Origin of the sequence: Nocardia sp. XZ_19_231 (assembly GCF_015355705.1) — a bacterium.
Classification (GTDB): Bacteria; Actinomycetota; Actinomycetes; order Mycobacteriales; family Mycobacteriaceae; genus Nocardia; species Nocardia salmonicida.
In genome coordinates, this window is sequence record NZ_JACUZI010000002.1 from 1,081,952 (window position 1) to 1,106,822 (window position 24,871).

The 24,871-nt window shown below is 67.2% G+C and carries 28 protein-coding genes; 20 read left to right on the top strand and 8 right to left on the bottom strand.

What is annotated here, in order from left to right; translation table 11 throughout:
- The first annotated feature begins 116 nt into the window (after nucleotides 1-116).
- The 4 genes from rplM (at nucleotide 117) to IBJ82_RS12065 (ending at nucleotide 3,049) form a co-directional block, all read left to right on the top strand.
- The gene (rplM, locus tag IBJ82_RS12050; RefSeq protein ID WP_194825954.1) at nucleotides 117-560 is read left to right on the top strand and encodes a 50S ribosomal protein L13; all 444 of its coding nucleotides are present in this window, start codon (nucleotides 117-119) and stop codon (nucleotides 558-560) included.
- Nucleotides 557-1,081 carry a 30S ribosomal protein S9 gene (rpsI, locus tag IBJ82_RS12055; protein WP_194825955.1) on the top strand — a complete coding sequence of 175 codons (525 nt, stop codon included), beginning with the start codon at nucleotides 557-559 and terminating at the stop codon, nucleotides 1,079-1,081. Before rplM ends, rpsI begins: the two co-directional genes overlap by 4 nt.
- A 144-nt stretch (nucleotides 1,082-1,225) precedes the next feature.
- A complete protein-coding gene (glmM, locus tag IBJ82_RS12060) occupies nucleotides 1,226-2,563 on the top strand; it encodes a phosphoglucosamine mutase (protein ID WP_194825956.1) in 1,338 nt (445 codons plus the stop codon).
- Nucleotides 2,564-2,692: 129 nt separating this feature from the next.
- Nucleotides 2,693-3,049, top strand: a complete 357-nt coding sequence (locus IBJ82_RS12065; protein ID WP_194825957.1) for a hypothetical protein — start codon at nucleotides 2,693-2,695, stop codon at nucleotides 3,047-3,049.
- On the opposite strand, the gene IBJ82_RS12070 is transcribed toward IBJ82_RS12065, so the two are convergent.
- On the bottom strand, nucleotides 3,046-3,471 hold the full coding sequence (locus IBJ82_RS12070) for a hypothetical protein (protein ID WP_194825958.1): 426 nt from the start codon (nucleotides 3,469-3,471) through the stop codon (nucleotides 3,046-3,048). The genes IBJ82_RS12065 and IBJ82_RS12070 overlap by 4 nt on opposite strands.
- Nucleotides 3,472-3,475: 4 nt before the next feature.
- Nucleotides 3,476-5,116 carry an ABC-F family ATP-binding cassette domain-containing protein gene (locus tag IBJ82_RS12075; protein ID WP_194825959.1) on the bottom strand — a complete coding sequence of 547 codons (1,641 nt, stop codon included), beginning with the start codon at nucleotides 5,114-5,116 and terminating at the stop codon, nucleotides 3,476-3,478.
- 144 nt (nucleotides 5,117-5,260) lie between these two features.
- Between IBJ82_RS12075 and IBJ82_RS12080 the strand changes: the two genes are divergently transcribed.
- The 5 genes from IBJ82_RS12080 to IBJ82_RS12100 all read left to right on the top strand — a co-directional run bounded on the left by IBJ82_RS12080 (nucleotide 5,261) and on the right by IBJ82_RS12100 (nucleotide 8,308).
- Nucleotides 5,261-5,452: a PspC domain-containing protein gene (locus IBJ82_RS12080; RefSeq protein WP_194825960.1), complete on the top strand. Its 192-nt coding sequence runs from the start codon at nucleotides 5,261-5,263 to the stop codon at nucleotides 5,450-5,452.
- 91 nt (nucleotides 5,453-5,543) lie between these two features.
- A complete protein-coding gene (locus IBJ82_RS12085; protein ID WP_056818233.1) occupies nucleotides 5,544-5,852 on the top strand; it encodes a DUF6802 family protein in 309 nt (102 codons plus the stop codon).
- 130 nt (nucleotides 5,853-5,982) lie between these two features.
- Nucleotides 5,983-6,297 (top strand): type VII secretion target, encoded by a 315-nt coding sequence (locus tag IBJ82_RS12090; protein WP_194825961.1) that lies wholly within the window; start codon nucleotides 5,983-5,985, stop codon nucleotides 6,295-6,297.
- A 48-nt stretch (nucleotides 6,298-6,345) separates the two neighbouring features.
- Nucleotides 6,346-7,941 carry a hypothetical protein gene (locus IBJ82_RS12095; RefSeq protein WP_194825962.1) on the top strand — a complete coding sequence of 532 codons (1,596 nt, stop codon included), beginning with the start codon at nucleotides 6,346-6,348 and terminating at the stop codon, nucleotides 7,939-7,941.
- Nucleotides 7,942-7,966: 25 nt separating this feature from the next.
- Nucleotides 7,967-8,308, top strand: coding sequence for a hypothetical protein (locus IBJ82_RS12100; protein WP_056818229.1), 342 nt, complete (start codon nucleotides 7,967-7,969; stop codon nucleotides 8,306-8,308).
- A gap of 64 nt (nucleotides 8,309-8,372) precedes the next feature.
- Here the strand turns inward: IBJ82_RS12100 and IBJ82_RS12105 are convergent, their stop codons facing one another.
- Nucleotides 8,373-9,227 carry a dienelactone hydrolase family protein gene (locus IBJ82_RS12105; RefSeq protein WP_194825963.1) on the bottom strand — a complete coding sequence of 285 codons (855 nt, stop codon included), beginning with the start codon at nucleotides 9,225-9,227 and terminating at the stop codon, nucleotides 8,373-8,375.
- A 36-nt stretch (nucleotides 9,228-9,263) separates the two neighbouring features.
- Here IBJ82_RS12105 and glmS point away from each other — a divergent pair, with 36 nt between their 5' ends.
- On the top strand, nucleotides 9,264-11,144 hold the full coding sequence (gene glmS / locus IBJ82_RS12110) for a glutamine--fructose-6-phosphate transaminase (isomerizing) (RefSeq protein WP_194825964.1): 1,881 nt from the start codon (nucleotides 9,264-9,266) through the stop codon (nucleotides 11,142-11,144).
- A 35-nt stretch (nucleotides 11,145-11,179) separates the two neighbouring features.
- On the opposite strand, the gene IBJ82_RS12115 is transcribed toward glmS, so the two are convergent.
- Nucleotides 11,180-11,605: a plastocyanin/azurin family copper-binding protein gene (locus IBJ82_RS12115; RefSeq protein ID WP_194825965.1), complete on the bottom strand. Its 426-nt coding sequence runs from the start codon at nucleotides 11,603-11,605 to the stop codon at nucleotides 11,180-11,182.
- A gap of 71 nt (nucleotides 11,606-11,676) precedes the next feature.
- On the opposite strand from IBJ82_RS12115, the gene IBJ82_RS12120 reads away from it, so the two are divergent.
- The 7 genes from IBJ82_RS12120 to tsaD all read left to right on the top strand — a co-directional run bounded on the left by IBJ82_RS12120 (nucleotide 11,677) and on the right by tsaD (nucleotide 18,155).
- Complete coding sequence (locus IBJ82_RS12120; protein WP_194825966.1) at nucleotides 11,677-13,149, top strand: bifunctional ADP-dependent NAD(P)H-hydrate dehydratase/NAD(P)H-hydrate epimerase; 1,473 nt, start codon at nucleotides 11,677-11,679, stop codon at nucleotides 13,147-13,149.
- The gene (gene alr, locus IBJ82_RS12125) at nucleotides 13,146-14,309 is read left to right on the top strand and encodes an alanine racemase (RefSeq protein ID WP_194825967.1); all 1,164 of its coding nucleotides are present in this window, start codon (nucleotides 13,146-13,148) and stop codon (nucleotides 14,307-14,309) included. Before IBJ82_RS12120 ends, alr begins: the two co-directional genes overlap by 4 nt.
- On the top strand, nucleotides 14,306-15,382 hold the full coding sequence (locus IBJ82_RS12130; protein ID WP_194825968.1) for an alpha/beta fold hydrolase: 1,077 nt from the start codon (nucleotides 14,306-14,308) through the stop codon (nucleotides 15,380-15,382). Before alr ends, IBJ82_RS12130 begins: the two co-directional genes overlap by 4 nt.
- Entirely contained in the window at nucleotides 15,375-15,830 is a 456-nt protein-coding gene (tsaE, locus tag IBJ82_RS12135; protein WP_194825969.1) for a tRNA (adenosine(37)-N6)-threonylcarbamoyltransferase complex ATPase subunit type 1 TsaE, read from the top strand. Before IBJ82_RS12130 ends, tsaE begins: the two co-directional genes overlap by 8 nt.
- A 65-nt stretch (nucleotides 15,831-15,895) precedes the next feature.
- Entirely contained in the window at nucleotides 15,896-16,588 is a 693-nt protein-coding gene (gene tsaB, locus IBJ82_RS12140) for a tRNA (adenosine(37)-N6)-threonylcarbamoyltransferase complex dimerization subunit type 1 TsaB (protein ID WP_194825970.1), read from the top strand.
- 29 nt (nucleotides 16,589-16,617) lie between these two features.
- Entirely contained in the window at nucleotides 16,618-17,112 is a 495-nt protein-coding gene (gene rimI / locus IBJ82_RS12145) for a ribosomal protein S18-alanine N-acetyltransferase (RefSeq protein ID WP_194826240.1), read from the top strand.
- The gene (gene tsaD / locus IBJ82_RS12150) at nucleotides 17,109-18,155 is read left to right on the top strand and encodes a tRNA (adenosine(37)-N6)-threonylcarbamoyltransferase complex transferase subunit TsaD (RefSeq protein WP_194825971.1); all 1,047 of its coding nucleotides are present in this window, start codon (nucleotides 17,109-17,111) and stop codon (nucleotides 18,153-18,155) included. Before rimI ends, tsaD begins: the two co-directional genes overlap by 4 nt.
- A 52-nt stretch (nucleotides 18,156-18,207) precedes the next feature.
- Here the strand turns inward: tsaD and IBJ82_RS12155 are convergent, their stop codons facing one another.
- Nucleotides 18,208-19,692: an Hsp70 family protein gene (locus tag IBJ82_RS12155; protein WP_194825972.1), complete on the bottom strand. Its 1,485-nt coding sequence runs from the start codon at nucleotides 19,690-19,692 to the stop codon at nucleotides 18,208-18,210.
- A 351-nt stretch (nucleotides 19,693-20,043) separates the two neighbouring features.
- Here IBJ82_RS12155 and groES point away from each other — a divergent pair, with 351 nt between their 5' ends.
- Both groES and groL read left to right on the top strand, forming a co-directional pair.
- On the top strand, nucleotides 20,044-20,343 hold the full coding sequence (gene groES, locus IBJ82_RS12160) for a co-chaperone GroES (protein ID WP_056818214.1): 300 nt from the start codon (nucleotides 20,044-20,046) through the stop codon (nucleotides 20,341-20,343).
- An 84-nt stretch (nucleotides 20,344-20,427) separates the two neighbouring features.
- Nucleotides 20,428-22,038, top strand: coding sequence for a chaperonin GroEL (gene groL, locus IBJ82_RS12165; protein WP_194825973.1), 1,611 nt, complete (start codon nucleotides 20,428-20,430; stop codon nucleotides 22,036-22,038).
- Nucleotides 22,039-22,099: 61 nt separating this feature from the next.
- Here the strand turns inward: groL and IBJ82_RS12170 are convergent, their stop codons facing one another.
- The 3 genes from IBJ82_RS12170 to IBJ82_RS12180 form a co-directional block, all read right to left on the bottom strand.
- The gene (locus IBJ82_RS12170; protein ID WP_194825974.1) at nucleotides 22,100-22,351 is read right to left on the bottom strand and encodes a hypothetical protein; all 252 of its coding nucleotides are present in this window, start codon (nucleotides 22,349-22,351) and stop codon (nucleotides 22,100-22,102) included.
- Between the two features lies 1 nt (nucleotide 22,352).
- On the bottom strand, nucleotides 22,353-22,970 hold the full coding sequence (locus IBJ82_RS12175; RefSeq protein WP_370585279.1) for a sigma-70 family RNA polymerase sigma factor: 618 nt from the start codon (nucleotides 22,968-22,970) through the stop codon (nucleotides 22,353-22,355).
- 148 nt (nucleotides 22,971-23,118) lie between these two features.
- On the bottom strand, nucleotides 23,119-23,412 hold the full coding sequence (locus IBJ82_RS12180) for a WhiB family transcriptional regulator (RefSeq protein WP_022567299.1): 294 nt from the start codon (nucleotides 23,410-23,412) through the stop codon (nucleotides 23,119-23,121).
- Nucleotides 23,413-24,033: 621 nt separating this feature from the next.
- Here IBJ82_RS12180 and IBJ82_RS12185 point away from each other — a divergent pair.
- A complete protein-coding gene (locus tag IBJ82_RS12185) occupies nucleotides 24,034-24,867 on the top strand; it encodes a hypothetical protein (RefSeq protein ID WP_194825976.1) in 834 nt (277 codons plus the stop codon).
- Nucleotides 24,868-24,871 lie beyond the last annotated feature (4 nt).

Sequence of the window (24,871 nt, forward strand, 5' to 3'; positions counted from 1 at the left end):
CGTCGAACCGTTCGCGGATCGGCGTCTCCTCGATGTCCTGGGTCTCCACCGGCCGCCAGGACAGGCTCGATCCACACATCAGGGCCGGCAACACCGACGACAGACAGGGAACGACTGTGCCTACGTACAGCCCCAAGGCGGGTGACGTCACCCGCAAGTGGTACGTCATCGACGCCACTGACGTAGTCCTCGGCCGTCTCGCCGTGCAGGCCGCTGGCCTGCTGCGCGGCAAGGGCAAGCCGACCTACGCACCCCACGTCGATGGTGGCGACTTCGTCATCATCATCAACGCGGAAAAGGTTGCCATCTCCGGCAACAAGAAGCAGGACAAGCTCATTCACCACCACAGCGGACACCCGGGCGGCCTCAAGTCGCGCACTGTCGGCGAGGTGTTGGCGACCCGTCCCGATCGTCTCGTGGAGAAGGCCGTCAAGGGCATGATCCCGAAGAACAAGCTGGGTAACGCGATCGCGGGCAAGCTGAAGGTCTACGCAGGCCCGAACCACCCCCACGCCGCGCAGCAGCCGGTTCCGTTCGAGATCAAGCAGGTGGCCCAGTGACCGCTCCTGAAGAGTTCGCAGCCGAAGAGTTCGACGCCACCGACGAGGTCGTAGTCGAGATCGTCGAAGACGGCGAAGCCTACGACGACGCCGAGTACGTCGAGGAAGAGCTCGCTTTCGAGCCGCTCTCCATCGACCGCCCGGTGCAGACCGTCGGCCGTCGTAAGGAAGCCGTCGTTCGCGTTCGCATGGTGCCCGGCACCGGCAAGTTCGAACTGAACGGCCGCACCATCGAGGATTACTTCCCGAACAAGGTGCACCAGCAGCTCGTGAAGTCCCCGCTGGTCCTGGTCGAGCGTGTCGAGAACTTCGACATCTTCGCTCGCCTGGTCGGTGGCGGCCCGTCGGGTCAGGCAGGCGCCCTGCGTCTCGGTATCGCCCGTGCACTGATCGTGGTCACCCCGGACGACCGTCCCGCCCTCAAGAAGGCCGGCTTCCTGACTCGTGACCCGCGTGCCACCGAGCGTAAGAAGTACGGCCTGAAGAAGGCCCGTAAGGCGCCTCAGTACTCGAAGCGCTGATTTACGTACTGTCGACCGCCGTCTTCGCTTAGTTTGGTTGAGACGGTACGGTCGGCGGAGCACGTGTGCGAGAGCAGGCTTCCAGCACGGCTGGTCGCCTGCTCTCGTGCTGTATTCGGGGACTAACTACAGGTAGAGGGTTTTATGGGACGGCTGTTCGGCACAGACGGTGTTCGTGGGCTCGCCAACGAGTCGCTGACCCCGGAACTGGCGATGCGCGTCGCCGCGGCGGCAGCACAGGTGCTCTCGCGCGGCAAGAAGCGCCCGGTCGCGGTGCTCGGTCGCGACCCCCGCGCCAGCGGCGAGATGCTCGAGGCCGCGGTGACCGCGGGCCTGACCTCCGTCGGCGTCGACGTCCTCTCGGTGGGCGTGCTGCCCACCCCGGCCGTGGCCTATCTGACCGGCCTGTACGACGCGTGCTTCGGCGTGATGATCTCCGCCTCGCACAATCCCATGCCCGACAATGGCATCAAGATCTTCGCGGCTGGCGGGCACAAGCTCGACGACGTCATCGAGGCGCGGATCGAAGCCCTGATCGCCGAAGGCGTCACCGTGCGCCCGACCGGCGCGGGCATCGGCCGGGTACGCGGCGACTACACCGTCGAGGGCACGCACGAACGCTATGTCGAGCATTTGCTCGAATCCACCGGGCAGGATCTGTCCGGGCTCACCGTCGTTGTCGACTGCGCGCACGGTGCGGCCGCCGAGGTAGCCCCGCAGGTGTACCGGGAGGCGGGCGCGACGGTGATCGCGATCAACGCCGAACCCAACGGGCTCAACATCAATGATGGTTGTGGCTCGACGCATCTGGACAATGTGCGGGCCGCGGTCCTGAAAAATGGCGCCGACCTCGGCATCGCGCTCGACGGTGACGCCGATCGGTGCCTCGCGGTGGATGCGGCGGGCGAGACCGTCGACGGTGACGCGATCATGGCCGTGCTCGCGCTGGCGATGCGCGACGCGGGCGAGCTGGTCGACAACACGCTGGTCGCGACCGTGATGAGCAACCTCGGTCTGCATATCGCGATGCGCGCTGCCGAGATCACCGTGATCACCGCCGCCGTCGGCGACCGGTACGTGCTGGAGGAACTGCGGCGCGGTGGGTTCAGCCTGGGTGGGGAACAGTCCGGCCACGTGGTGTTCCCGCGGTTCGGCACCACCGGAGACGGGGTGCTCACCGGCCTGCGATTGATGGCGCGGATGGCGCAGACCAAGGCCACGTTGGCCTCGCTGGCCTCGGTGATGACCACGGTGCCGCAGGTGCTGGTGAACGTCGCGGTGTCGGACAAGGCTGCCGTCGCGGCTGCTCCCGAGGTGCGTGAGGCCGTCGCCGAGGCGGAGCGGATCCTCGGCGAAACCGGCCGGATCCTGTTGCGACCCAGCGGGACCGAGCAGTTGGTGCGGGTGATGGTGGAGGCCACCGATCCGGCACAGGCGCGTCAACTGGCCGATGATCTGGCGAAACGGGTCGCCGCGGTCTAGTCGCCTGGCGGGGCCGGTGCGCTGCAACTAGTATCGAGATTCGCCGTAAGGACCTGTGTGCCCGTGGCGCGTGTGTGCTGCTCGGCGCAGGCGGTTATTTTGGCGCGCAGCACGATTCGAAGGGGGCCGATGATGGTTCCGCCGTTGCCTGCCCGCAACTATGAAGACCAGTACCCGTACGAGTACGGCGAAGTCGATCAGCCGCACCGCTGTGGTGGGGCCTGTGGGCGACCGGGATGCCGCGAAGTGCCGCAAGGCTATTCGCCTACCGTCCCGATCCGCGACGAAGGCTACGGCCAGTCGGCGTATGAGCAGCCCGCGAGTACGCGCCCGTTCGCGGCGCCACGGGTGCCCCGTTCGCGATCGTTCATCGCGGTGGTCGCCGTGCTCGGTGTCACCTGCGGAGTCGGGCTGATCGGGGCCAAGCTCGGTTCCGATATCGACCTGTTCGGCGCTGCCGAACCGGCTGTGGTGCAGTCGCTCTAGAACTGCCCGACGACGAACCCACTGAGCAGCACAAGGAAGCCGCCGGTCTCGCCCGCGATCAGCCCGTACATCGACAGTCGTAGTTCGGTGGGAATCCGCCCGCCGAACTGGTTTGTGGTGTCACGGCGCAGCCCGTGCAGGGCGTAGCTGGCGATCGCGCCGACGAAGAACGCGAGCACGACCAGGTCCGCGGTCAGGTTGACGATCGTCGGCCAGGCGCTGAGCTCGGTGAACACCGCGAGCAGGATCCCCGCGAAGGAGTACATCAGCGCCGCGCGGTGGGCGATGTCGACATAGACGTGTGCCGCGCCGGCGATGCGGATGCCGTGGTACTTCCAGACCCCGAGCAACAGGGCGCTCAGGAAGATCAATCCGGTGACGAGCAGCGTGATCCGGGTATCGATGCCTAATGCGTAGTCCATGTGCCTATTCCTCGGTGAGTAGCCCACCGGACATATGCCAACGACGGGTCGCACGAACAGAATCCAGCATCCGGCGATCATGCGTCACCAGAATCAACGTGCCGGTGAAGGAGTCGACCGCCTCCTCGAGCTGTTCGATGGCGGGCAGATCGAGATGGTTGGTCGGCTCGTCGAGGACGAGCAGGTTCACCCCGCGTGCCTGGAGCAGGGCCAGTGCCGCGCGGGTGCGTTCGCCGGGGGACAGGGTGTCGCAGGCGCGGGTCACGTGCGGCCCGCGCAGGCCGAACTTGGCCAGCAATGTGCGGACTTCGGCGTCGGGCCAGTCGGGCATCGCCGCGGCGAAGGTGTCGGCCAGCGCGTCGCCACCACGGAACAGCCCACGGGCCTGGTCGACCTCGCCGATCTCGACCCCGGAACCCAGTGCGGCGGAACCGGAATCGGGCGCGATCTTGCCGAGCAGGAGTCCGAGCAGGGTCGACTTGCCCGAGCCGTTGGCGCCGGTGAGCACGATCCGGTCGGCCCAGTCGATCTGGGTGGTGATCGGGCCGAGGATGAACTCGCCGCGCGCGAGGGTGGCGTTGTTGGCCGTCGCGACCACCGCGCCGCTGCGGGGTGCGGTCGCGATCTCCATCCGCAGTTCCCATTCCTTGCGCGGTTCGTCGACCACGTCCAGGCGCTCGATGCGGCGCTGGGTCTGGCGGGCCTTGGCGGCCTGCTTCTCGGTGGACTCCGCGCGGGTTTTGCGGCCCATCTTGTCGGAGTCGTTCTTGCCCTTGCGGCGGGCGTTGCGCACACCGTGCTCGAGCCAATTGCGCTGCATCTGCGCGCGCGACTCCAAACCTGCTTTAGTGTCGGCGAATTCGTCGTAGGCCTCGCGGGCGTGCTTGCGGGCGATCTCGCGTTCGGCGAGGTAGGCGTCGTAGCCGCCGTCGTAGAAGCCTGTTTGCTGCTGAGTCAGATCGAGTTCGAGGACGCTGTTGACGGTGCGCGCCAAGAACTCTCGATCGTGGCTGATCACCATGAGCGGGACCCGCACGCCGGTGACGAACCGTTCCAGCCGGTCGAGGCCGTCGAGATCGAGGTCGTTGGTCGGCTCGTCGAGCAGCAGAATGTCGAAGCGCGACAACAACACCGAGGCCAGCCCCGCGCGGGCCGCCTGACCGCCGGACAGGCCCGTCATCGGGGTGTCGAGGCCACTGGCCAACCCGTTGGTCAGCCCCAGATCCGCGGCGACCTCTTCGGCGCGCTGATCGAGATCCGCGCCGCCCAATGCCAGCCAATGTTCCAACGCGGGTGAGTATTCGTCGTCGCCGCCGTCGCCGAGGCGTTCGGCCGCCGCGTCCATCACCTGCTGGGCATGCGCCACTCCGGTTCGGCGCGAGAGGAATTCGAGCACCGTCTCGCCCTCGATGCGCTCCGGTTCCTGTGTCAGGTAGCCGACGGTCGCATCGGGCGGGCTCAACGCGATGGTGCCCTCGCCCGGCTCGCGCTCGGCCAGCATCCGCAGCAGCGTCGACTTGCCCGCGCCGTTCACCCCGACCAGCCCGATCACATCGCCGGGGGCGAGAGTGAAATCGAGGTCGGCGAACAGGGTCCGTTCGGCGTGCCCCGCGGAGAGGCCGCTGGCGTGCAATGTCGTGCTCACCTCGACAATTGTGCCCGTCTCGGGGTCTGACCCTGAGGTCGGGGCCTGTCGAAATCAGGGTGCGGATAGGTCTGTGGACCGATGCGGGTGGGGGTGTTCGGTCGGCACAGTGGAGATATCACCGCTCCACAGGAAGGCAACATCATGACCGCCCCCGTCCGCCGCATCACCCGTTCGACCAGCAACAAGTGGATCGCAGGCGTCTGCGGTGGCCTCGCCGAACGCTACGGCTGGAACCCCAACATCGTCCGCCTGGTCTTCGTCGTCTCCTGCCTGCTGCCCGGTCCGCAGTTCCTGATCTACCTGGCGATGTGGATCCTCATCCCGAACAAGTAGCCCCGAACCTCCCGGCACCCGCTCGCGGATGACAAGATGGTGGCAACCCCGCCACGTCGTCATCCGCGAGTTTTCCGTTGGAGGAGCAGTCATGGTCACCTCGGGTGAGTTCCCCGGCCTCGGCCTACCCGACATCGACGCCCACTCGTCCCTGGGCGGCCTCGGCCCCGTAGAACTGAACAACCCATCCCTCGACCTCGACCACGACGGCGTCGTCGACTCCCTCTCCACCGGCGACGCCGACTCGACCAGCATCTGGTCCGACTACGACCACGACGGCCTGGCCGACCACGTCACCGTCGTCGAGGAGGACGGCGACTACGCCGCCTGGGAGTACCACCGTCATCCCGACGGGACGTCGGAGTGGCGCAAGACCGATCAGGGGAACCTGGAGAAGTAGCGCACGAGGGTGTCGCTGTGGTCGAATCCGAGCACAGCGGCATTCGTCGTGTGATCGTGGAACCGATCCCGGTCGTGGCGCGTCTAAGGGAGTAGTGCGCCTGTCGGCGCTTGACCAGAAGGAGGGGGAAGTGGGCAATTCGGTTACGGTCGATCCGACGGCTCTGCGTAAGGCTGCCTCGAACTTGAAGGCGTCGGCGGCTGACCTCGGGACGTGCTCTGCTGATGTCAAGGGCTGGTCCTTCACCGCCGCGCAAGCCGGTCGCGAGTACGGCGCCGAGGGGACGAAGGTCGGGGGCGTGATCGGCAAGGTCGAGACCTGGTTGAAGAACTGGCAGACCGCGATCGACAAGACGGGCGTTCAGTTCGGTACCAGTGCCGATACTTACGCGACGGTCGACGATGCCAACGTCAAGAAGATCACCGCTGCCGGGGTGAACCTGTGATGCGCGCGCTCGTGTCAACACATTCGGCCGTGGTGTACAGGGGCATCCATGGCTGACTCTCCGACCTGGGCGAATATTCCCACCGGTGGTAGCGCCGACGAGATGCTCGACCTCGGCGCGGAAGGTTTGCAGTATTTCGTTGAATACCTGCCGCGCTATGGAAAAGCGTCAGCGGCTACACACGCTCCAGCTAGGGCAGAATTGCTCGCGGGAGCGAACAGTAATTTCGATTCGATCTACGCGAAATATGATACCGAACGCGGTATGGATATCGCGGCAATCGATCGTATGTCCACGGCTCTGTCCAAGGTAATGGCTAAATTGCCCGGCGAGATCGACGAGCAGCGGCGGCAGCTCTCGGCGCTGCCGTCGATATGGCAGGGGCAGGCAGGCGACTCGGCATCGAATATGCTGAATACGCAGATTCTCCGTGCCGAACAAGATCGCACCGAAGCCGCGACGATAGCGCTGGAGCTCAGCAATGCTTCGACTGCGCTGCGCACTGCCGTGCGGCACAAAGCGGTTACGGTCCAGAGCTTTTGGTCTCCCAATACGCCTGATATACCGCAGCAGAACAGCAGCGGGATGAGTCGCACTGCGATCGATGCTTACATACAAGAAGTAGCGTATGAACCGGATTCTGACGCAGGCAAGAAGGCGAAGCAGTGGCTGGTCGATATCTTCATGCCGCATGTCCACGCGACGTACGACAAATTCATTCAGCTCTGTAAAGAGGTCGACACCGAGATTCGTCGAATTTACGGCGTTCTCGTCGAAGCCCTGAACAAGCTGGATACCGGCGCTTACCCGATGCCGCAGGATTCCAGCAAGCCGCAGACACCCGTGACGACGGAGCAGACCACAACGAAAGATACGTCGAAGGGTGACACCACGTCGACCGGCGGCACGCCAACGACAACGGAGGACACGTCGACCAAACCGGCGACCACCGAGGACCCGTCGACCACCAAGGACGACGATGATGACGATGACGATGACGACGACATCACCGATACGATCAGCGAAATCACCGATACGGTCAGCGAAGTGATGACCGGTCTCACGTCGCTCGTGTCATCGGTGAGTGAACTCGAATCGCTCGTCACGAGTACGGCGGAGACGATCAGTTCCGGACTCACGTCGCTCAGTACTTCGGTCCAAGAGGGTTTCGCGTCGATATCGAGCCAGCTGAGCAGCTTGATGTCCGGTGGTGCGACATTCGATCTGAACGGCACCCAGGTCAGTGTGGGAACCGATGCGAACGGCCAACTCACGGTGAGTACCACCGACTCTGCCGGAAATTCACACGAATACGGCATGACGCTCGATGCGAACGGCATCCCGGTGATCAGCGACGACCAGACCAGCGGCGAAATCGGTTCGGGCACACCGGAGACCGGCACTGGCCAAGGGCCGACCGGTCTAGAAGACACGGATGAGGGGACGTCTTCGGGCGCGACACCGAACCCGACCGGTTCCCTCAACGCCAAAGGCTATGCCGCAGAGAACATGCCGGGGGCAGGCTCGACGCCGAGTGCGGACAACGAGCCCGACGGCGAACATTGGGCGGAAGAATATCCCGTGAGCCAGCAACCCGATCCGGGTGACTCCGGTGCGGTCCTGGCTGAGGCGGGACCGCTGTGAATCAACGAATTGAGGGGGTTTCGTCATGAGTCGATCGCGGATCGACGAAGGCGCCTACGAGTTCCTTCGCCGGGTGCAGATTCTGGACGACGAGTACGACCAGATGCGCAACAGCCTCGCCGTCCACAACAACGGTCACGAGATACTCGCCGAGATTCAAGCGGTCAGGGAGCGCGAAGCCGCCGAAGCAGAAGAGCGGGAACGGCTCGAAGCGGAGGAACGCGAGCGTCAGGACGCCGCGGCCAGAGAACAACGCGAAGCCATCGCGCGATCTATCGCGGCTCGGCGCGCCAATGACCGCGCTGCTCCGCTGGACGACGACGATCCCGAAGCCGAGTACTACCAGCGCAAGAGCTGGCTGGTCTGAATCGGCGGCGCGACGCCGGATGGTGATCGCGCCGGGCTGACGTTGCTCGGTCGGCCCGAAGGCTTTAGCCGCGGATCAGCTTGGCAACTGTGCCGATGGACAACTTCGGCGCCTCGACCTCGACCTCGGCGTGCGGGTCGACGACCTTCGTGTGGGGGAGCTCGGCTTCCGGGTCGGCGAAGGCCGCGTACTTCTTGTCGGCGAGGACCGTGGCGAGGAGGTAGCCGGTGACCAGGGCTCGGGTGGTTTTGTCGGTTTTGTGTTCGTAGCGGCCCGCGCCGAGGGCGGCGAAGAGGCGGCGGCCTTCGATGATGCCGTTGTGGGAGGCGCCGTTGATGGTGCGCAGGATCGACGGGCCGGACCAAGCGGCGGCCAGGGCGCGGGCGTTGGAGCTGACCGAATCGAGGTCGTCGCCGGTCAGGATCAGGCCGGGCGTGTCGATTTCGGGGGCGATGTTCTCCGCGACGGGGGAGGTGGGGGCGGGGAAGAGCGACACTACGGCGGCTACCCGGCGTTGAGCTGCGGCGATCACGGCGGCGCCGGCTCCCATACCGTGACCGGCGAGGGCGAGGCGGTCGGGGTGGACGCTGATGGTGCCGTCACCGAGGCGGACCTTGGTGACGATGTCGAGCGTGGTGAGCAAGTCGGCGCCGAGGTCCAGGTGTGACGGGATCGGGCCGCGCTCGGTGTCGGGCGCGGCGACCACGAAACCCCACGACGCGATGTGTTCGAGCAGGCTCTTGTAGTTCTCGGCGCTGGTCAGCCAGCCGTGCGCGAACGCGACAGCGGGCAGGTTCAGTCCGGACTCGGGTGTGTACACCACACCCGGCTGACCTGCGATCCCTAGGTTCCCGCGCAGCACCCGGTGAGGGCCGCGCATGGACAGGGTGCTCAGGAGCGATTTTGCAGACACCGACACGGCGAGAAGAGTATCCGATCAGTAGGGTGGGGGACCATGTGCGGAATCGTGGGCTACGTCGGATACCGGGATGCGCTCGGCGTTGTCGTCGACGCGCTGCGGCGCATGGAGTATCGCGGATACGACTCGGCGGGGGTCGCGATCCTCGACGGAAACGGCGCTCTCGCGGTCGAACGTAAGGCCGGGCGGCTGGCCAATCTGGAAGCCGAACTCGGCGAGGCGGGGACCGAGCGTTTCGCCGGTTCGACCGGTATGGGGCACACCCGCTGGGCCACCCACGGCGCGCCCACCGACCGCAACGCGCACCCGCACCGCGACATCTCCGGCAAGCTCGCCGTGGTCCACAACGGCATCATCGAGAACTTCGCGCCGCTGCGCCGCGAGCTGGAGGAAACGGGCGCGGAGCTGCTCAGCGACACCGATACCGAGGTAACGGTGCATCTGGTGTCGCGCGCCTACGCCGAAGGCCCGACCGCCGGTGACTTCACCGCGAGTGTGCACGCCGTGCTGCAGCGCCTCGAGGGCGCGTTCACGTTGGTGTTCACCCACGCGGATCATCCCGGCACGATCGTGGCGGCCCGCCGGTCGACGCCGCTGGTCGTCGGGGTCGGCGAGGGCGAGATGTTCATCGCCTCCGACGTCACCGCGTTCATCGAGCACACCCGCGAGGCGGTCGAGCTCGGTCAGAACCAGGCTGTGGTGATCACCAAGGACGGCTACGAGGTCACAGACTTCGCGGGCAACACCGACGGGGTGGTCAGCCGACCGTTCACCATCGACTGGGACCTCGCCGCCGCCGAGAAGGGTGGCCACGACTACTTCATGCTCAAGGAGATCGAGGAGCAGCCCACCGCCGTCGCCGACACCCTGTTGGGGCATTTCGTCGTCGACGAGAAGGGTGGCCGGATCGTTCTCGACGAACAGCGCCTCGCCGACCAGGAACTGCGCGAGTTCGACAAGGTGTTCGTCGTCGCCTGTGGCAGTTCGTATCACGCGGGCCTGCTCGCCAAGTACGCGATCGAGCACTGGACCCGGGTGCCGGTGGAGGTGGAGCTCGCCAGCGAATTCCGCTACCGCGACCCGGTTCTGGACCGGTCGACGCTGGTGGTGGCGATTTCGCAGTCCGGTGAAACCGCGGACACCCTCGAGGCGGTGCGTCACGCCAAGGAGCAGAAGGCGCGCGTGCTGGCCATCTGCAACACCAACGGGGCGCAGATTCCGCGCGAATCCGACGCGGTGATCTACACGCGGACCGGGCCCGAGATCGGCGTCGCGTCGACCAAGGCATTCCTGGCGCAGGTCGCCGCCAATTTCCTGGTGGGTCTGGCGCTGGCCCAGGCGCGCGGAACCAAGTACCCCGACGAGGTGGCTCGCGAGTTCGCCGAGCTCGAGTCGATGCCGAAGCTGATCTCGCGCGTGCTCGAAACCGCGCCGCAGGTGCGGGCCATCGCGCGCGAGCTGGCGCACGTGCCGACGGTGCTGTTCCTCGGTCGCCACGTGGGCTACCCCGTGGCGCTGGAGGGTGCGCTCAAGCTCAAGGAACTGGCCTACATGCACGCCGAGGGGTTCGCCGCGGGCGAGCTCAAGCACGGGCCGATCGCGCTGATCGAAGACGGCCTGCCGGTGATCGTGGTGATGCCGTCGCCGAAGGGGCGCGCGGTGCTGCATTCCAAGCTGCTCAGCAACATTCGCGAGATCCAGGCGCGCGGGGCCCGCACGATCGTGATCGCCGAAGAGGGCGACGACACGGTGCGCCCGTTCGCCGACGACTTGATCGAGATCCCGGCGGCGCCGACGCTGTACCAGCCGTTGCTGTCCACGGTGCCGTTGCAGATCTTCGCCGCCGAGGTGGCGCAGACGCTGGGCTACGACGTGGACAAGCCCCGCAACCTGGCCAAGTCGGTCACTGTCGAATAGGGCCCTTGGCCGGCCTCATCGTGAGGCCGGCAGGCTCACTTGACCGTGATGGAGCCGCGCATGTCCGGGTGCAGGGTGCACAGGTAGCGGTAGGTGCCTGGTTGGGTGAAGGTGTAGGACCATTCGCCCTTGTCGATGATGGGGCTGTTGAGGCCCATCGCCTTGTCGCCGATGCCCTGCACGTTGTGCGGGACCTTGTCGGAGAACTTCCAGGTGACCGTCTCGCCGACCTTGATGGTGGCGTCGGCGGGGGCGTAATTCATGCCGCCGACCTCGACCGTGAGGTTGGTGGGTGGGTGTTGTTGGGTGCTGGTCGTGGTGGTGACCGGGCGGGGTTTGCGGGTTGTGGTGGTGGCGGCGTTTCCGGAGTCGCCGGAACAGCCGGCGGACAACAGGGCGGCGGCCACGACGAATCCGGCGACAAACCGGGCGGATGCGGCGCGGTGACGAACCATCGACATGGGTGTGGAGCGTAGTCTGCGAGCGATCCTGGGCCGGTCGGCGGCCCGTTTCGGGCAGCTGGGAGGCGACTATGTCGGATCGGCGTGGCTACTACACCGTCGACGAGCTTCGGGCCGCGGAAGCTGAGCTGTTCACGCGGGTGCCTGCGGGTACGCCGATGCGCCGGGCGGCCTTCGGGCTGGCAGGGGTGGTCGTCGACGAATTGCGTTCGCGGACCGGGGGAGTGGTCGGGCGGGCAGTGGGGTTGCTCGTCGGGTCGGGGGACAACGGTGGGGATGCGTTGTGGGCGGGGGTCTTTCTGCGACGGCGCGGTGTTCGGGTATCGGCCGTTCTGTTGAATCCTGAACGGGCGCATAAAGAAGGGCTCACTGCCCTGCGGGCGGCCGGGGGACGGGTGGTCGACCAGCTCGCTTCAGTTGATCTGGTGATCGACGGAATCGTGGGGATCTCCGGGCGAGGCCCGTTGCGTCCGGAGGCGGCGGAAGTGGTTGCGGGCCTCGATGTTCCGATCATCTCGGTCGACCTACCCAGCGGGGTCGATCCTGAGACGGGCGCAGTGGACGGGCCCGCGGTGACGGCGGATGTGACGGTCGCGTTCGGTGCCTATAAGCCGGTGCATGCGTTGGCGGTGCCGCGCTGTGGGCGAATTGTGTTGGTGCCGATCGGATTGCGGCTTCCAGACGCCGGGTTGGTGCAGCTCGATCCGGCGGCGGTGGGGGCCGGTTGGCCGGTGCCGGGGCCTGCTGATGACAAATACAGTCAAGGAGTGACGGGGGTCTGTGCGGGGAGTGCGAAGTATCCGGGGGCGGGGGTGTTGTGTACGGGGGCTGCGGTGGCGGCTACGTCGGGGATGGTTCGGTATGCGGGGTCCGATACCGAGGTATTGGAGAAGTTTCCCGAAGTTGTTGCCAGCTCGTCGATCTCGGAGACGGGGCGGGTGCAGGCCTGGGTGGTCGGGCCGGGTGGTGGTACTGATTCGGCGGCTCGGGATCGGTTGGCTGAGGTGCTGGGTACCGATCTGCCGGTGTTGGTGGATGCGGATGGGTTGACGATTCTCTCCGAGGAACCGGGGCTGGTTCGGAGGCGTTCGGCTCCGACGGTGCTCACGCCGCATGCGGGGGAATTCGCTCGGTTGACCGGGGCTGCGGTGGGGGGCGATCGCGTGGGGGCGGTGCGGGGGCTGGCCGAGGAATGGGGCGTGACGGTGTTGCTCAAGGGGCGGGCGACGATCATCGCTTCGCCGGGGGAAGCGACGCTGGTCAATGACGCGGGTGGGGATTGGGCCGCGACGCCGGGGTCGGGGGATGTGCTGTCGGGGATTATCGGGGCATTGCTCGCCGCGGGGCGCGAGGCGAGGTGGGCTGCTGCCGCGGGGGCTCGGGTTCATGCGCTGGCGGCGAATTTGGCTGCTTATGGGGGTCAGGAGGCGGGGGCGCCCATCTCCGCGATGCCGTTGCTCGGGCATGTTCGGGGGGCTGTGCGGGTGTTGCGGGAGATCGGTGACGGTTCTCAGGAGCGCGGCGGGGGTATGGCCCAGGTATGAGAGATTCGGTGGGTCCTGGCACGATCGTGGGTGTGAATGCGCAAGTGGAGACGGTCGTCGACTTGGATGCCATTGCTCATAACGTGCGGGTGTTGCGGGAGTATGCGCAGGGGGCCGCTGTGATGGTGGTGGTCAAGGCCGACGGGTACAACCATGGGGCAGTCGAGGTGGCTCGGGCCGCGTTGGGGGCGGGGGCTCGGGAGCTCGGGGTGACCACGGTCGGCGAAGGGCTGGCCTTGCGGGCGGCGGGGATCACGGCTCCTGTTCTCTGCTGGCTCAATACCGTTGACGCCGATTACGCGGGTGCGATCGCGGGGAACCTCGAGATCGGGGTGTCTTCGCTGGCGCAGTTGCGGGCGGTGGAGCGAGCCGCGCTCGTGGTGGGTCAGACCGCGACGGTGACGGTGAAGGTCGATACGGGGCTCAATCGCAACGGGGTGTCGGTGAGGGAGTATCCGCAGGTCTTGCGGGCTCTGCGGGGGCTCGTCGACGGGGAGGTGGTGCGGTTGCGGGCGATCTTCTCCCACCTCGCGCATGCCGACGAGCCGGGGCATCCGATGATGGATCAGCAGCGGGAACGGTTCATCGAGGCGATCGCGCTGGCCAAGGAATACGGGCTCGAACCCGAGCTCGTGCATCTGTCGAATTCGGCGGCCACGTTGACCAGGCCCGATCTGCATTTCGACATGGTTCGGCCGGGCATCTCGGTGTACGGGCTCTCGCCCATCCCGGAGCTCGGGCAATTCGGTTTGAAGCCGGCGATGACCTTTCAGGCGGAGGTCGCGCTGGTGAAACAGGTGGAGGCGGGGGAGGGCGTGTCGTACGGGCATCGCTGGATCGCGCCGCGCGACACGACGATCGCCCTGGTGCCCGCAGGGTATGCCGACGGTGTATTCCGGTCGCTGAGTGGGCGTTTCGAGGTGTGGTTGGGCGGGGCGCGACACCGTAATGTCGGACGGGTGTGCATGGACCAGTTCATGGTTGACCTCGGCGACAACGCGGGCGGAGTGCGGGAGGGTGACCGCGCGGTGCTGTTCGGCGGCGGCGCGGGACAGCCACACGCGCTCGACTGGGCGCGGGCGCTGGACACCATCGACTACGAGGTCGTCTGCGCGCCGCGTGGTCGCGTGGTCCGCCGCTACGTGGGGACGGGCCGATGACCCGGCGCACGGTGATCCGTCGCGGCGGTTTGGCGACCGCGGGGCTGCTCGCGGGGCTCGCCATCGCCCACACCTTGCGCCAGATCGGCGCCCGGGTGCGGTGGCCTGCCGAACGGGATGAATATCGCGACGAGAACTTCGCCCTGATCGACGAGGACGAACCGGGGTCGGTGCTCGCCGACGACGGCGTATCGCTGGCCACCCGCACCTTCGGTGACGATTCCGCCGAGGTCACGGTCGTTTTCGTGCACGGATTCTGCAACAGCATGGAGTCCTTCCACTTCCAGCGCCGTGATCTCGCGCAGCAGTGGGGATCGCGGCTGCGGATGGTCTTCTTCGACCTGCGCGGACACGGCCGCTCCGGCACGCCGAGCACCGACAGCTGCACGGTCGCCCAACTCGGTCACGACGTCGCCACCGTCATCCGCGAGTGCGCGCCGAAGGGGCCGGTGGTGCTGGTCGGTCATTCACTCGGCGGAATGGCGGTGCTCGCGGCGGCCGCGCAGTTCCCGGAGCTGTTCGCGACACGGGTACGCGCCGTCGGGCTGCTGAGCACCGCGGCCGCGGAGGTGACCGCGACCGGGATCTCGCAACTGATTCGGCATCCCGCGGTCGACGGCTTCCGGCTGGCAGTGCGAACCGCGCCGACGCTGGTGCAGTTCAGCCGCAGTGCGAGCAAGCACGTGGTGACGCCGATCCTGCACGTCAGCTCGTTCCACGGCGCGGTGAGTCCGACACTGTCGCGATTCACCACGATGATGATCGACCGCACGCCGGTCGGCACCATCGAGAAATTCCTGAAAGCGATTGAGCTGCACGATGAATCGGCCGCATTGCCCGTCCTGGGCGAAATGCCGGTGCTGATTCTCGGCGGCGCGCACGACGTGGTGATCCCGTTCCGCAACTCCCGCGAACTGGCGGCGGAACTGCCGAGCAGCGAACTGGTCCGGGTGCGTGAGGCGGCGCACATGCCGCATATGCAGTTCCCCGAGGTGAGTCTGGCCGCACTCGATCGGCTGCTGGCGCGCGCGGGGATCACCGACACACGCGGTGAGGAGGCCGTCGGTGGCTGACCCGCACCAGCGCGTGCTCGACACGGTCGAGGACACCGAAGCGTTCGGCCGCGAACTGGCGGCCACCCTGCGCCCGGGTGACCTGGTCGTTCTCGACGGCCCGCTCGGCGCCGGTAAAACCGCGCTGACCAGAGGAATCGCCGCCGGACTCGGTGTCGCGGGCCGGGTCAGTTCGCCGACGTTCATCATCGCGCGAGCGCACAAGGCCGGGGTGCGTCCGGACGGCACGCCCGGGGTGGCGATGGTTCATGTCGACGCCTATCGGCTCGCCGGCGACCTCGACGAACTGGACTCGCTCGACCTCGACACCGACCTGCACCACGCGGTCGTCGTCGTGGAATGGGGCAAGGGGGTGGTCGAACACCTCGCCGACCGGCACTTGCGAGTGCAACTCGCCCGGGAGTCGGAATCCGATGTGCGCACGGCGATCTGGGAATGGATCGAATAACGCGCGATCACCCGCGCACCGGTGCGCGCCGAGCGCCGATACCACCCGGTATTGTTGAGACAATCATGCTCGTACTAGCAGTCGACACCGCGACACCCGCCGTTACAGCGGGATTGGTGCACCTGTCACCTGCCGTTGAACCCGGCACCCGGCCCGCCGTGGCGACGCTCGCTGCCCGCGTGAAGGTCGACGCCCGCGCGCACGCCGAGGTCCTCACCCCGCAGATCCTGGAATGCCTGGCCGAAGCGGGGGTGAGCCGCGGTGAACTCGACGCGGTCGTCGTCGGGCTGGGACCGGGACCGTTCACCGGGCTACGCGTCGGGATGGCCACCGCGGCCGCCTTCGGCGACGCGCTAGGGCTACCCGTGCACGGGGTGTGCAGTCTCGACGCGATCGCCGCCGACACCATCGGTGAGAAGCGCGATCCCGGCGAACTGCTGGTGGTCACCGATGCGCGCAGGCGCGAGGTGTACTGGGCCAAGTATCTGAACGGGGCGCGGGTCGCCGGTCCCGAGGTGAACAAGGCTGCCGACGTGCCGGTGGGCGATGCCTCTGCCGTCGCCGGGTCGGCCGCGCACGTCGACTATTTCGATCTACCGGTGCTGCCCAGCGAGACGCCGTCGCCTGCGGGGCTGGTCACCGTCGCCGCGTCCGCGCTACTGGCCGGAGACGTGCCGGAAGCGCTGGTGCCGCTGTATCTGCGTAGGCCCGATGCGGTGGAGAACAGCTTCCGCACCCTCGACCGAACCGGGGCGTGAGTGCCGTGACCGATTACCTGATCGCTCCCATGACGCTGCCCGATATCGACCGCTGCGTCGAACTGGAGCACCTGCTGTTTCCCGAGGACGACCCGTGGCAAGCGGTGTCGTTCCGGTCCGAGCTGGCGGGTGGGCACAACCGCTACATCACCGCGCGCGATGCCGACGGGACGATGGTCGGCTACGCGGGCATCGCGCTGCTCGGTGACGATGCCCATCCCGAGGCCGAGGTGCACACGATCGGTGTCGACCCGCAATGTCATCGGGGTGGCATCGGCACGCTGCTGCTCGAGGCGCTCTTGGCCACGGCGGCCGAACGTGGCGGGCCGGTGTTCCTCGAGGTGCGCACCGACAACGCACCTGCCATCGCGATGTACGCCAAGCACGGTTTTCACATCATCGGGCTGCGCAAGAACTACTACCACCCCAGCGGTGCCGACGCGTACACGATGCGGCGTCCGGAACTGACCGCCGCGGCCGACGAGTGGGCCGCGCGCGGTCGGCAGGACGAGGTGTTGTCGTGATCGTCATGGGGATCGAGAGCTCGTGCGACGAAACGGGAGTCGGCATCGTGCGCCGTCATTCCGACGGCTCCGTCGAACTGCTCGCCGACGAGGTCGCCTCCAGTGTCGACCAGCACGCGCGCTTCGGTGGCGTGGTGCCCGAGATCGCCTCGCGCGCCCATCTCGAGGCGATCGTGCCCGCGATGCGTCGCGCGCTGGCGACCGCGGGAATCAGCAAGCCCGACGCGCTCGCCGTCACCATCGGGCCGGGACTGGCCGGTGCGCTGCTGGTGGGGGTGGCCGCGGCCAAGGCCTACGCGGCCGCGTGGGATGTGCCGTTCTACGCGCTCAACCATCTCGGCGGGCATGTGGCGGTCGATACGCTGGAGCACGGGCCGATGCCGCCCGCGGTGGCGCTGCTCGTCTCCGGTGGACACACGCATCTGCTGCAGGTCACGGACCTGGGTGAGCCGATCACCGAGCTCGGCAGCACTGTCGACGATGCCGCGGGCGAGGCGTTCGACAAGGTCGCGCGACTGCTCGGTCTCGGCTATCCCGGTGGGCCTGCCCTCGACGCTGCCGCCGCCTCGGGCGACGCACGGGCGATCGCCTTTCCTCGCGGCATGACCGGGCCCCGTGACGCGCGCTACGACTTCTCCTTCTCCGGCCTCAAGACCGCGGTGGCCCGCTACGTCGAGGCCGCGCAGCGTCAGGGCATCGCTGCCGACCAGTTGCCCATTCCCGATATCGCCGCGTCCTTTCAGGAGGCGGTGGCGGATGTGCTGACGATGAAGGCAGTGCGCGCGGCGAACGACGTCGGTGTCGACACGATCGTGCTCGGGGGCGGTGCCACCGCCAACTCGCGCATTCGATCGCTCGCCGAAGAGCGTTGTGCTGCCGCGGGTTTGACGCTGCGCGTACCGAAGCCGCGGCTGTGTACGGACAACGGTGTGATGATCGCGGCGCTGGGGGCGCATGTGATCGCGGCGGGTGCGCTGCCTGCTGAACTGACTGTCGCCACAGATCCGGGGCTGCCGGTCTCGGTGAGCGCCCTGCGCGGCTAGCGTCCGTCCTGGCCGTCCGTAAGGCCCCATGGAGAACCGCCGCCTCAGCTCGTCAATCGGCTGGCGGTAAGGGGATTTCGTCTGTCGTGGTGGCCGACGGGATCGGGAGGGTGCTGTTGGCCGGCGCCTGCGTGGGAGAGGTGTTGGGGGTGGAGGGGCGTTGCCTGCCGCCCGCGGAGGAGCCGCTGTCCATGGGACCGAGGGGGGACTCGGGGTAGGGGATCTGCGGGAGGTTCGGGTCGGGCCGCAGAGTGGGGGCCGTTGTCGAGGTGGGCGCGGACGGCGTGGTGGCGTTCGTGCTCGTCGACGGCGCCCCGGTCGTGGCCTTGGGCGCTTCGGTGGCGGGTGGGGCAACGGTGGCGCCGGTGCGTTCGGTGCTCTCCCGATTGGCGGGGGCGGGTGCCGGGGAGGACCCCGCCGGTAAGGGGGATTGACGCACGGTGCTGCTCGTACCGGCCGGCGTGACATCGGGGGTGTCGGGCGTCACGGCTTGCACGCCGTAGCCGATCACCAGGCCGACCACCACCACCGCGCCGACGAGGGTGCCGACGACCTTGGCGAAGGTGCCACTCGGTGCGTCGGAGTTCGCGCCGCCCGATAGTCCGGACGGCGCCGCGGCGTCGGCGACCAGCGCGGCGCCCTTGGCGATCACGGCCTCGGGGTCGGGCACGGTGAGCACGGGCACGTCGAGGCGCGAGGCGAGGATGTCGATGACGCACGGGATATTGGCGCACCCGCCGATCACGGCGACCGCGTCGGGATACTTCGGCGCCCGGGTGAACACCGACGACGAGAAGAGCGCGATATTGCGCAGCAGGCCGCCGATGAGCTCCTCGAAATCAGGGCGGGTGAGCTCGAGCCCCTGTCCCGCGACATGATCGATGGTGACGACGGGTGCCTGCGACAGGTGTTCCTTGGCGGCCCGGCCACGGTTGGTCAGGGTGGTGCGGTTGGGCCGGGTGCCACGACGGGCGTAGTGCAGGTCCACCAGGTGGTGGTAGATCAGCTCGTCGATCGCGTTGCCGCTCAGCGTCGGCGTGCGTTCGGAGTGCAGGACCACGCTGTCGACTTGATCGGCCACGGTGACAGTGAGTCCGGTTGCGCCCAGGTCGATCACGGCGACGGTGGGGTAGCGGTCGAGCAGTCCGGTGTGGCGCAGGTAGGCGAGGGCGGCGGCGCCCTCGGTGACCAACCGCAGATCGCGGTGGCGGGCGCACGCGGCCCGAATGGCCTGTGCCTGTTCCTTGTTGCGGTAGGCGACGGCGACGCTGGTCGGCGGACGCGAGCGGGCCGACTCGACCCGACGGTGGCTGCCGGAGTAGCGCCCGAGCGGTTCGCCCGCCATCGCGGCCTGCGACACCGGTAGCTGGGTGGTCATCAACTCGATCGAGGACGCCACGAGATCGCCGAGATCGGAGTGGGCCTCATCCGCGGAAACGACCCGGTAGTCGAAACTCTGCTCGCCGGCCGGCCCCGTCGCGACCAGTGCCGAGCACACCACCTCGTTCCCGGCCGAGATGCCGAGGGATGTTCGCATGTTCACCTCCCTTCAAGCCGATGGTGCTCTCCGAGCGGATGGCGCCTTTCCTGTGCTATGTCACAGCCTGTTATGCGAACGTTACAGATTGTGGCAGGCGATGTGAAGATCACTGGCGAGTGTGGGCGTGTCGAAAATGCGACATGGCAGAACCCGACCTTGAGTGCTGGCACTCTCGCGTATAGAGTGCTAGTCGGCACTGTGTAGCTGTACTTGTGCCAGTCGACTTCTGGGCTTCGGCTCCGGCACCCGCGACGACGGGGCTGTGCGCAGGGTCGCGAGCTGACCGAAACCCGGTCCGGGACACCAGTTCCGGACAACCGAATTTCCCCTGAAAGTGGAGGGCTCAACGTGGCGAGCGTGAACATCAAGCCGCTCGAGGACAAGATCCTCGTCCAGGCCAACGAGGCCGAGACGACGACGGCCTCCGGCCTGGTCATCCCGGACACGGCCAAGGAGAAGCCCCAAGAGGGCACCGTCATCGCCGTCGGCGCGGGTCGCGTCACCGACAAGGGTGACCGCATCCCGGTCGATGTCAAAGAAGGCGACGTCGTCATCTACAGCAAGTACGGCGGCACCGAGATCAAGTACCAGGGTGGGGAATACCTCATCCTCTCGGCGCGCGACATCCTGGCCGTCGTCACCAAGTAAGGCCAACGCCGCATCAGCGTTCCGCCCCGGCGTCTTCACAGGCCCGGGGCGGATTGCGTTCACAAACAGGAGCTGAATCCTCTTATGCCCAAGCAGATCGAGTTCGACGAAAAGGCTCGCCGGGCTCTGGAACGCGGTGTCGACAAGCTGGCCGACGCCGTCAAGGTGACCCTCGGCCCCCGCGGCCGGCATGTGGTGCTGGCCAAGGCTTTCGGTGGCCCGACCGTCACCAACGACGGTGTCACCATCGCGCGTGAGATCGACCTCGAGGACCCCTTCGAGAACCTCGGCGCACAGCTCGTCAAGAGCGTCGCCACCAAGACCAACGATGTCGCGGGCGACGGTACGACCACCGCCACCGTGCTGGCCCAGGCGTTCGTGCGCGGCGGCCTGAAGAACGTCGCCGCGGGCGCCAACCCGATCACCCTCGGCCAGGGCATCGCCGCTGCCGCCGAGAAGGTGTCGGAGGTGCTGCTCGCGCTGGCCACTCCCGTCTCCGGCGAGAAGGCCATCGCCCAGGTCGCCACCGTTTCCTCGCGTGACGAGGAAATCGGCGAGATGGTCGGCAAGGCACTCACCACGGTCGGCAAGGACGGCGTCGTGACGGTCGAGGAGTCCTCGACCACCAACACCGAACTCGTCATCACCGAAGGTGTGCAGTTCGACAAGGGCTACCTCTCGCCCTACTTCCAGACCGATCCCGAGACCCAGCAGGCCGTGCTCGAGGACACCTACGTCCTGCTGCACCGCGACAAGATCAGCTCGCTGCCCGATCTGCTGCCGCTGCTCGAGAAGATCGCCGAGTCCGGCAAGGCCGTGCTGATCGTGGCCGAGGACGTCGACGGCGAAGCGCTGTCGACCCTGGTGGTCAACTCGATCCGCAAGACCATCAAGGCCGTCGCCGTCAAGGCGCCGTTCTTCGGTGACCGTCGCAAGGCGTTCCTCGACGACCTGGCCGTCGTCACCGGTGGCACCGTGATCAACCCCGATCTCGGCGTCACCCTGCGCGAGGCCACCATCGAGCAGCTGGGTCAGGCGCGTCGCGTCGTCGTCACCAAGGACGAGACCGTGCTGATCGACGGCGCGGGCGCCGACGAGGACATCAAGGGCCGTAGCGCGCAGCTGCGTCGCGAGATCGAGGCCTCGGACTCCGACTGGGATCGCGAGAAGCTCGAAGAGCGTCTGGCGAAGCTGGCCGGTGGCGTCGCGGTGATCAAGGTCGGCGCTGCCACCGAGACCGCGCTCAAGGAGCGCAAGTACCGCGTCGACGACGCGGTCGCCGCAGCCAAGGCCGCGGTCGAGGAGGGCATCGTCCCCGGTGGTGGTTCGGCGCTCGTGATCGCCGCTGCCGCGCTGGCCGAGCTGCGTGACTCGTTCACCGGTGACAAGGCCGTCGGTGTCGAGGTGGTTCGCAAGGGCCTCGAGGCGCCGCTGTACTGGATCGCCAGCAACGCCGGTCTCGACGGTGCGGTTGTCGTCGCCAAGGTCTCCGAGGGCAAGGAAGGCTTCAACGCCGCCACCCTGACCTACGGCGACCTGCTCGCCGACGGTGTCGTCGACCCGGTCAAGGTGACCCGCTCCGCCGTGGTGAACGCCGCCTCGGTCGCACGGATGATCCTGACCACCGAGAGCGCCATCGTGGAGAAGCCGGCCGACGCCGACGACGACCACGGGCATCACGGTCACTCGCACTAACGCGAACAACAACGAAGGCCCCCTGATCGCGAGCGCGATCTGGGGGCCTTTCGTTTATCCGCTAGCTGGCTACCGGCGGATCTTCGGCATCGAGCGCGGCCAGTAAACGGCCGCGCAGAGACGGAGGCGGTGGAGTGGGGGTTGCGGACGCGAGCTGGGCGAGGGCTTCGCGGGTAACGCGAAGCTCCCGCAGGAACTCGGTACACAGGGTTGGGTCTTCGGTATCGATGATGGTCTGGATCGCGTGATGGTCTTCGTCGTCGATCAATCCGAGCGCGACGGTGTGCGCGAGATCGATCTGGGCTTCGTTCATCTCACGTCACCCCCAAACTTTTCTTCAGTCGTGTCAATCCGTCCCGAATCCGGGACTTAACGGTCGGTAACCCGATGCCGAGGTATGTCGCTACCTCCGCGTAGGTCCGCCCGCCGTAGTAGGCGAGCGAGATCGCCTCGCGTTGGGTCTCGGTGAGGGTCGAGAGCCCGCGCTGGACGGCCTGTTGTTCTAGTCTGCGTTCCACCTCCTCGGTGACCTCGTCGAATTCGTGGCCGAGCACCCGGATCCCGTACGCGACCTCGCGCTGGGTGTGGGCCTGCTCGGCGCGAACCCGGTCGACCGCGCGCCGGTGTGCCAGCGTCATCAGCCAGGTCACCGCCGACCCCTTGGCGGGGTCGAAATTGGTGGCGGTACGCCAGATCTGGAGATAGACCTCCTGAGTGGTCTCCTCCGCGTACCCGGGGTCGTGGAGCACCCGCAGGACCAGGCCGAAAACGCGCGCAGACGTTCGGTCGTACAGCTCGGCAAAGGCCTGCTGGTCGGACAGACTGCATCGTTCCAGCAGTGCAGCTAGCTCGACTCCCTCGGCCGCGCGTGCGGTAACCGCAGAATCCACGATCGGTGGAAAGGCTTCGCTTCGGAACCCATTCTGTGTCATCGGTCACGAATCTAGCCCGAAGCTATGACCTCCCGGCGACCGGGGGTGTCTTTATTCGGGGTGCCAGCTGTTTGCTAGAGATTCGGCGCGCCACGGCCAACGGATTGGAACGGATTTGCCAACCCGGCCAGACAGGCTCGATGGGATCTCAGACGGCCATCCGGCGACGGTTGCGGCGAGCGTGCATCTCGCGTTCGGTCTCGGACATGCCGCCCCAGATGCCATAGGGCTCGCTGACCTTGAGGGCATGGGTACGGCACTGCATGAGGACGGGGCAGGCCCGGCAGATCTCCTTGGCGCGCATTTCGCGCGCCGTGCGGGCGCGGCCACGTTCGCCGTCGGGGTGGAAGAAGACCGCGGAGTCCTGACCGCGGCACGAGCCACGCATCTGCCAGTCCCAGACATCGGCGTTCGGTCCGGGGAGGTGGGTGGGCATGGGCATGTGAACTCCTTGTGGCGCGAGCTCGTCAGCGTTGTCGAGCGAGTGGTGCGGCAGGTCTTCGCGCCACCCGGTGGGGGGTGGCCGGCTCGACGGTGCCTGACGGTGCCGCTCGGAGGTCGCTGCGATTTCGCGCAGCGCCAACCGTGGCGATGAGCTACGTTAGGTGCAGGCGGGAAATTCCGTCAATAGTTCGGCGCATGAGTTCAGTAAATCTGCAACGCTGAAATTTAACCTACTCACTATTTACATTTCACACCCGATCCCTCCATACTGTTTGGTTGGCTATGGATCGGGTGTCTTCGCGTATCCGCTGCATCCGCGGTTTTCCCAGGTCGCGCCGGTAGAAGCCTGGTTCGCACGGGTGGCGTCCGCCGCGAGTGGGTGTGCTGGATCACAACGGCCCTCTCGGCCGGACTGCGTGTAGATGGCGAAAACGGGGCGCGAAGGTTAATTGCGCGAAACGCATGTGAATTCGAGACTTTCCGGTGGCGGCATCGAGGAGCGGAGATTTACCTGATGGCAACATCGGCGCTCGAGATAAATGCTGACTGTTAGCTGAATGGCCGTCTCCGCGTCATAACACGTGATCTGTCCCGGGCGCGTGGCGGCTAGAGTCTCGTCGTGCAGACAACGGCCTCACCCGCGGATATCGGTTCCGAAATACTCGTTTCGACTGCCTTCGGCCCCACTCCCGGGCTGGCCGCTACGGAGTTGCCGGAGCCCGCGGACCCGTTGTCGCGGTGGTACCGCGCGGTCGCGCTCGGCGGGCAGGGTCGCTACGCCGCCGCCCGTGCTGACCTGCGAATATTGGCCCGAACCGCGGCAGATCCCGGCCTGCGATCCCTCGTCGAGAGCACCCGGGGATCGTTGCTTCGCCAGCTCGGCGACCACGCGGGCGCGGCAGCGTTCGACGGCCGCGCGGCGGCGATCGCGCTCGGCGCCACCGGAGCGGCCCGCGCCGAGGCACTCGCCGACGCGTATACGGGGCTTGCGGCCGACGCGCTCGGTACGGGCCGACTCGGCCTGGCCCGCACGCTGCTCGGGCGCGTGCGACCACTGCTCGCCGACGCGCCCCCACGAGCTGAGGTGCGCTGGCACTGGGTGCGCGCCGAGACCGCGCTCGCGGGCGGCGAGGCGAGCGAGGCGCTGCGCGACGCGGTCGAGGCCGTCGACCTCGCCGCGGCGCTGCCGTCGGTCCGCCACCAGGTGAAATCGGCACTGCTCGTCGCCGCCGCGACCGCCGCGACCGGTGACCTCGCCCGGTCGGCGGAACTGGCCGCGCGGGTCGACGCGGCCTGTCGCGAAAACGGCCTTCTCCCACTGCTTTGGGCCACCGCGATGCTGCGCTCGGGGGTCGCCGAACCGGCGCAAGCGCGCGACGCGGCGAACGAAGCCGCAGATCATGGCGCCCGTCTACGGGCCTGGGGTGGAGACATCGCCCCGCTGGGCGCCTGATTGC

What these genes read in the sequence shown, in the direction of transcription:
- IBJ82_RS12180 (WP_022567299.1), bottom strand. Translation starts at nt 23,412, where the DNA reads ATGCCCATGCCCACCCACCTCCCCGGACCGAACGCCGATGTCTGGGAC.
- IBJ82_RS12120 (WP_194825966.1), top strand. Translation starts at nt 11,677, where the DNA reads ATGTCGGATCGGCGTGGCTACTACACCGTCGACGAGCTTCGGGCCGCG.
- IBJ82_RS12095 (WP_194825962.1), top strand. Translation starts at nt 6,346, where the DNA reads ATGGCTGACTCTCCGACCTGGGCGAATATTCCCACCGGTGGTAGCGCC.
- IBJ82_RS12065 (WP_194825957.1), top strand. Translation starts at nt 2,693, where the DNA reads ATGATGGTTCCGCCGTTGCCTGCCCGCAACTATGAAGACCAGTACCCG.
- tsaB (WP_194825970.1), top strand. Translation starts at nt 15,896, where the DNA reads ATGCTCGTACTAGCAGTCGACACCGCGACACCCGCCGTTACAGCGGGA.
- rimI (WP_194826240.1), top strand. Translation starts at nt 16,618, where the DNA reads ATGACGCTGCCCGATATCGACCGCTGCGTCGAACTGGAGCACCTGCTG.
- IBJ82_RS12175 (WP_370585279.1), bottom strand. Translation starts at nt 22,970, where the DNA reads ATGACACAGAATGGGTTCCGAAGCGAAGCCTTTCCACCGATCGTGGAT.
- glmS (WP_194825964.1), top strand. Translation starts at nt 9,264, where the DNA reads ATGTGCGGAATCGTGGGCTACGTCGGATACCGGGATGCGCTCGGCGTT.
- alr (WP_194825967.1), top strand. Translation starts at nt 13,146, where the DNA reads ATGAGAGATTCGGTGGGTCCTGGCACGATCGTGGGTGTGAATGCGCAA.
- IBJ82_RS12070 (WP_194825958.1), bottom strand. Translation starts at nt 3,471, where the DNA reads ATGGACTACGCATTAGGCATCGATACCCGGATCACGCTGCTCGTCACC.
- glmM (WP_194825956.1), top strand. Translation starts at nt 1,226, where the DNA reads ATGGGACGGCTGTTCGGCACAGACGGTGTTCGTGGGCTCGCCAACGAG.
- IBJ82_RS12155 (WP_194825972.1), bottom strand. Translation starts at nt 19,692, where the DNA reads ATGCGAACATCCCTCGGCATCTCGGCCGGGAACGAGGTGGTGTGCTCG.
- groL (WP_194825973.1), top strand. Translation starts at nt 20,428, where the DNA reads ATGCCCAAGCAGATCGAGTTCGACGAAAAGGCTCGCCGGGCTCTGGAA.
- IBJ82_RS12115 (WP_194825965.1), bottom strand. Translation starts at nt 11,605, where the DNA reads ATGTCGATGGTTCGTCACCGCGCCGCATCCGCCCGGTTTGTCGCCGGA.
- IBJ82_RS12170 (WP_194825974.1), bottom strand. Translation starts at nt 22,351, where the DNA reads ATGAACGAAGCCCAGATCGATCTCGCGCACACCGTCGCGCTCGGATTG.
- IBJ82_RS12085 (WP_056818233.1), top strand. Translation starts at nt 5,544, where the DNA reads ATGGTCACCTCGGGTGAGTTCCCCGGCCTCGGCCTACCCGACATCGAC.
- IBJ82_RS12080 (WP_194825960.1), top strand. Translation starts at nt 5,261, where the DNA reads ATGACCGCCCCCGTCCGCCGCATCACCCGTTCGACCAGCAACAAGTGG.
- IBJ82_RS12130 (WP_194825968.1), top strand. Translation starts at nt 14,306, where the DNA reads ATGACCCGGCGCACGGTGATCCGTCGCGGCGGTTTGGCGACCGCGGGG.
- IBJ82_RS12100 (WP_056818229.1), top strand. Translation starts at nt 7,967, where the DNA reads ATGAGTCGATCGCGGATCGACGAAGGCGCCTACGAGTTCCTTCGCCGG.